Source organism: Thermohalobaculum sp., assembly GCF_058622915.1.
In genome coordinates this window covers 1-5,777 of the sequence record NZ_JBZSYN010000110.1, presented here as the reverse complement: position 1 = coordinate 5,777, position 5,777 = coordinate 1, and the positions used below count along the sequence as shown (strand labels likewise).

Genomic DNA, 5,777 nt, shown 5'->3' with positions numbered 1-5,777 from the left:
TTCTTTGCCTGGATCGGCCGAAACCGGCGGCTGGGAAAGGACTTCGAGGCCACGATCGCCTCCGCCGAAGCCTTCCTCTACGCCGCCTCCGTCATGCTGTTAACCCGCCGCCTGGCCCGCGCAAAATGAGTTTCGAGTCGGACTCTGAGTAGGCGCGTCGCAGCATAGCTGGTAGCGGTTGAATGGGAGGTAGGGGCCGAGAATGGCCGTTCACCTTGTATTGGCAAAGGGCGGAATTGTCCGCGCAGCCGCCGCTGCCGATCTCACACCCTGCGTCCCCCTTGGCACAGAGCCGACACCCCGCATGGCCCGTTAGAATGTCCGCATTTCGACCCTAACCGGCCTCCCGCAGCCGCAACCCCACCTCCTGCACCACCCGCCGAGCAAGCTCCGGATTGAGCCGACACACCCCGTTCGTCTGCACCACGAAATCCGCTCCCGAAAACCTCTCCTGGTCGATCAGCTGCAGAACCGCGCGATCGACCACGGGCCTCAGCGGTTCCATCAGGTCGAACACGAAGGAATGCCGCTCGGGCTTGATGCGGTTGTGCATGATGCCCTCGGCGGGATCATGCCCGCTGGCAAAGACACCGATTCGAATGTGGCCTTCCAGGACGCCGTAGGCTGTCCGTCGTCAAAGTTTTCCGGGGAGCTTTGGGGCTTTGGTAACGGAGGCTCTGGTTCGTTTTCTGTTTCAGGTTAGGCGGCGGCGGATTGGTGCTGCAAGCGTCGTTTCCGGATTGTCTGTTTCTTGATCTCCTCTCTCATTTTCAGGATCTGCGCACCTCGGCGGTGGTAGACATCGGCCGGCGTCAGGTTGCCGAGGCTCTCGTGATAGCGGCGGTTGTTGTAGTGATCGACGAATGCCGCGAGCTGCCGCTCGAGGTCGCCGGGCAGGAAGTAGTTTTCCAACAGGACGCGGTTCTTCAGGGTCTGATGCCACCGCTCGATCTTGCCTTGGGTTTGCGGATGATGCGGGGCGCCGCGAACATGCCCCATACTCCTGGCCTCGAGGTAAGCAGCGAGATCGGCTGCAACGTAGGATGAGCCGTTGTCGCTGAGCAGCCTCGGCTTGCGCACGACGGTCGCCTGGTCACAGCCGGAAGCTTGCAGTGCCAGATCGAGCGTGTCTGTCACGTCGCTGGCCTTCATCGTGGTGCAGAGCTTCCAGGCGATGATGTAACGGCTGTAGTCGTCGAGGATCGTCGAGAGATAGAACCATCCCCAGCCGATGACCTTGAGATAAGTGAAGTCGGTCTGCCAGAGCTCGTTCGGCCGGCTGGTCTTGTCGCTGAACTCGTCGGCAGCACGGATCACGACATGGGCCGGCGCCGTGATCAGGTCTTCAGCCTTGAGGATGCGGTAAGCCGAGGATTCCGAGACAAAGTACCTTTTCTCATCAGTATATTTGACCGCCAGTTCCCGCGGCGTCAGGTCCTCGTGCTCCAGCGCGAACGCGACAAAGTCCTCGCGGATCTCGTCCGGGATGCGGTTCCAGACTGACCGCGGCTGCGGGGGACGGTCCGCCAGGGCTTCGATGCCGTCGTCCACCCAGCGGGCGTACCAGTCGTAGTACGTGCTGCTCGGGATGCCGAGCATCGCCAGCGTTCGCTTCACAGGCAGGTGCGAGGCTTCCACCGTGCGGATGATCTCGAGCTTCTCGGAGGCGGGATATCTCATCCCTCGTCCTCCCCACTCCCGACCATGCTTTTTTTGAGCAGCCGGTTCTCCAGGGTGAGTTCCGCAACCACCTCCTTGAGGGCCGTGGCCTCCGAGCGCAGCTCCTTGACCTCCGGCACCGTGGCTTGGCGCGCCGTGTCACCGGCCAACCGCTGCTTGCCGGCCTCGAGGAACTCCTTCGACCAGCTGTAGTACAGGCTCTCGGCAATGCCCTCGCGGCGGCACAGCGCCGCTATGCTCTCCTCACCGCGCAGGCCAGCCAGCACAATGCGGATCTTCTCCTCGGCCGAGTAGTGTTTGCGGGTCTTGCGCTTGATGCCTCTGACCAGCTTGTCAGCGGCATCCTTCGATGTTCCGGATTTCTTGTTCATCTTCGCTCCTTGATGGCTCCGATGAACCAGAAATCCTCCGTTGCTCAAACCCTCATATCGTTCCGGTAGGTGCTGACGTCAGTCACTGCTGCCTATCATAAGCCACCAAAAAAGTAACGTGAGGGAGGTCGAGCGTGGAGCGAATAAGCCGGGCCATCTCGACAACCTCGGCGGGATCAAGCCTGTCGAGATCATCAATGACTATTAGCACTCTTACTTTAGCTTTCTTCAGTGCCGCCTGAGCAGCATCACGAAGTTCGTCCAACGTCGCGGGCTTCGCGGCAACCAAACCGAGCATGCGCCCCACCCCACCGATTGCCGCTGCGATTGGAGCAAGCCAGGGTGAAATCGCAATCCCGAAAGCGGTGGCTGTGGCCACCCCAACAGTCAGGCCTGTCTCAACACCTTTGATGGCTCTTCCGTACTGATCGAGCGTTCTGATTGCATTCTTGAGGTCATGTGAACGCTTACTCCTCGGGACACGCTGCCGAATGCCATCGGCGACAGCGGGCAACAACCCTCGCAATAGCGCGTCTCTATTTCCGACGAGCCAAGGTGAGTAGGGCAGGATCACCGCATGTGCATTGTGATCACCTTCCAACATCTCCGCCTTCAAGGTCTCGGTCATGAGGTTGATCAGGCTCGTTTTTCCCGACCCCCACGGACCACAAATACCAATCGTGAAGCTGTTGGAACGGTCATAGGCAGCTACTATCCGCGCGAGTCCTTCGGCGAACGGCGAAAAGGCGAATCTATCTTCCTCCGCCTTGGCGATGGGTGCATCTGGGTCGAGTTGGATGGGATCGTTGTTCAAGACAGGCCTTTTGGAATGTGTGAAGGTGCAATTCGAGGGGTTGCGACTTAATCGCTTGCCCAAGTTCTATAGCAAGAGAACCCCGACACATAGCCAAGAATGTGGCGAGCGGGCGAGACTCACGCCCCGCGTTTCATCAGATTATCCCGCTTCCTTAAGCATTCGCACATTTGTCGGAATTCGATGGCAGCTTCTTCCTTTGCAATATTGGTACTTCGCTTGCGCAATGAAAGACCGCTTCTCCGCCTTCAAGCCCGCCTCATTGCCCAATCTTGCGATCCAATTCCCCAAACCCCACTTGAGCCTCTGTCCGTGGATTGGCCTCACCACTTGCGCCAATCCGCCAAGGTATTTGCGATCATCTTCATAAAATCGGCCAGGGCGATCAGGTGACGCCGAATGGTCTCCATCTTTGGGTCTCCCGAGCCAAGCCCCCCGGACGACGTCTTGCTGTGATGTTCATGCCAGGCCGCGCCGCGCGGGATAACTCTCGGGATTGTTGTGGAACGTCGGTTCGTTGGTGGCCCGATGTCTTTATGTGCGTACCGGTCTTGAATGCCGTGTTGCTCGACCGTGCCCAGAGGCTGAAGCCGTCACGGGAGGCGCCCAGGAGGGGCTCAGTGACGGCGAGTCCGCAACGCCCGTTTGGCAGCGCCTGCCGAGGGCGGGCTTCACCCGGTTGGTTTTCGCATCGACTATCCTACTGATGCCGCCGTTACTACCCTTGCCTGACATGATTGACTGCCGTAAAAATGTCGGTGTTCTCGATTTGGGCTCTTACAATGATCTATGAAAGCTGGTTCTGGAAACGGGAACTCATCAATCTTGTAGGAGAGATGAGAGCTTGGTCGCCCAGGTCGGCCGAGAATTGGAATGAGGACCGGTGGGGTGGAGAGTCAAACTTCCGGCTAGAAAGATCGATTTTCTATTCCGCCCTTACTGTGCGCCGACTTATCGAAAGCTATAAAATCACGACGAAGTTAGAACGGTCGTCCATATCTCTCGAGACCTTCGAATCCAAGATCGGAGGGCCTCAAAAGTTAATGCATTTCAAAGGGGCGGATGATATTCTAAAAGAATACGATATGGAAAACCCAAAGCGAAAGTCCTTTTCTCCCAAGAATCTTGCCTCCGAGATTATGCACTCTCTTACACTCGAGTTCTATGTGAACGAAGATGAGAGTCAAGTGAGCGGTTGTTTTGTGGCATCGGCGCGCAATAATTATAAACGCCTGATCGATTTACCTCTTGCGACGTGGACAACACTTTTGGACAAGTTTATAGACGACCAGGTATCTAGCATGAAGATTGAATGGGGCGATGGGGACCGGAGCATAGTCAGTATCCGGGAATGACGCCCCCCTGGAGCCGATCTTGGAGATGAATCCGCGTTGAACGTCGGCGGGTTTCTGATGAGGCGCTACCCAAGAATGGGTCCATACCAGCCACATGTGCGAAACCCGGAGGGAGGAAGGCATGGGTTGGATGTCAATCGAAAGAGACTTCTGCAGGCGATGCCGGATCAACCTCCCCGCTGTCTCCAACCTTGTTCGCCTCTTTGCCGATCAGGTCGACATTTGCGGCAACGACCTGCCTCCGCCGTGTCTCGCCCACGTCGGAGAAATCACCATTCAGAAACTCATCCTCCGCGCTGAGATGGAACTGCGCCAGGGCCTCGGCGTAAGGCTTGAGCTCGTCCGCGTGAACAGGCCTTCCCGTCTCCCGGTCGAGGGCGTTCCGAACCGCGACCTGATGGCTCCGATCAAATGGAGCGACGGGTTTTGGCGTCTGGCATTTCCTGGGCCGCCCGCGCCGTGACGGGTCGGCGATTTGTGGCGGCTCGGGAGCGGCGAAGAGGCCCATCCTCGGCATGAACGAGAGGAGAAACCCGAATGGCCTGATCTGCTCATCGTAAGGTCTGCCCTCGTTCCAGGCATCGACCCATTTCAGGAGCCTGGGGCTGGTCGCGCCGTAGCGGCTGACGCAGGGCTGCTGAAGGGCAGGATGATAATCGAGCGGCACCTGGTTCGGCGTGGCGCGAAGCGCCGCCTCGATGATCTTGATCCAGAGATCGTGCTGCCAGCGCTCGACGCCGATCTCTGCGAGCGGGATCGTCGGCTCGGGCACGCCGTCCGGTGGATCGTCAGCTGAATACGGTGCCCTGAGATGGCCCAGGCCATGCGCGGACGCCTTGCGCAGCACGGGCATGTCATCCGGGGTCAGATTGTAGAGCGCATAGCGCTTGGCCGAAATCGCGAAGGCATAGAGCGGTTCGAGCTCGCCCGAGTGGACGCCATAGTTCGCATCCTCGATCTTCAAGATCGAGCCAGGCTTTCGGTAGGGGTTGAGAGGGGCAAACCAGGCGATGACGCGCTGCGCCCGCGCGATGAATTCGGCTTGGCTCAAATGATCGCGCTTTGCCATCGCCAGGCTGTCGGTATCGCAGAATACCCAGCCCAGCCCCTCGTCCGCCGCGCGCCGCTCGGCGAGCGCCAACATCAGCCGTGCTGCACCGGTGATCAACGTGCCGAGCAGCGGGTGGAAGTAGCGCCCCGGCTCTTCGATCGCGGTTGATGGGATGGTCCTGCCCCTGCCGTCCGGGCCGTACACGTCGAGCGGCTCCGGCTTGGGCGCGTCATCGCGGTTGACCTCGATGAAGATCCCGTAGCTCGTGGAGTTGGCAACGATCTTGATCGCCTGCTGCGAGGGATCCTTTTTCGCCTTCGCCTCGTCGCGCAGATCGATCAGCCGCGTGAGCACGTCATCACTCAGCGGATCGACGCGATAGTTCGGGTTTCCGAAGAGATCGATCGGCGGCAACCCGGCTTGCGGTCGTCCAGGCTCGAAGCGGATCGCTTCCTCGATGCGCGGCGTAACCCCGGTGAGCAGCTTGCTCGCGACGCAATCGGCGA

The 5,777-nt window shown here is 59.2% G+C and carries 5 protein-coding genes and 1 pseudogene; 2 read left to right on the top strand and 4 right to left on the bottom strand.

What is annotated here, in order from left to right; translation table 11 throughout:
* Window positions 1-129, top strand: a pseudogene (locus AC32QD_RS08885) (IS5/IS1182 family transposase); the annotation flags it as partial.
* A 205-nt stretch (window positions 130-334) separates the two neighbouring features.
* Here the strand turns inward: AC32QD_RS08885 and AC32QD_RS08880 are convergent.
* From AC32QD_RS08880 to AC32QD_RS08870, 3 genes are all read right to left on the bottom strand, one after another.
* Window positions 335-613, bottom strand: a complete 279-nt coding sequence (locus tag AC32QD_RS08880) for a CRISPR-associated endonuclease Cas1 (protein WP_492010134.1) — start codon at window positions 611-613, stop codon at window positions 335-337.
* A gap of 86 nt (window positions 614-699) precedes the next feature.
* Window positions 700-2,051 (bottom strand): IS3 family transposase gene (locus tag AC32QD_RS08875; RefSeq protein WP_492010133.1). Its coding sequence is split into 2 segments (ribosomal slippage): window positions 700-1,715 and window positions 1,715-2,051, totalling 1,353 coding nucleotides; the frame shifts between segments, so codons are not numbered across the junction.
* A gap of 82 nt (window positions 2,052-2,133) precedes the next feature.
* Entirely contained in the window at window positions 2,134-2,865 is a 732-nt protein-coding gene (locus AC32QD_RS08870) for a KAP family P-loop NTPase fold protein (protein WP_492010132.1), read from the bottom strand.
* Window positions 2,866-3,647: 782 nt separating this feature from the next.
* On the opposite strand from AC32QD_RS08870, the gene AC32QD_RS08865 reads away from it, so the two are divergent.
* Window positions 3,648-4,220, top strand: a complete 573-nt coding sequence (locus AC32QD_RS08865) for a hypothetical protein (RefSeq protein ID WP_492010131.1) — start codon at window positions 3,648-3,650, stop codon at window positions 4,218-4,220.
* 133 nt (window positions 4,221-4,353) lie between these two features.
* Here AC32QD_RS08865 and AC32QD_RS08860 read toward each other — a convergent pair.
* The coding region (locus tag AC32QD_RS08860; RefSeq protein WP_492010130.1) for a hypothetical protein at window positions 4,354-5,777 on the bottom strand (1,424 nt) is incomplete at its 5' end.

Bases quoted from the DNA above. Each gene is read 5' to 3' on its own strand.
- AC32QD_RS08865 (WP_492010131.1), top strand. From the start codon at position 3,648: ATGATCTATGAAAGCTGGTTCTGGAAACGGGAACTCATCAATCTTGTA.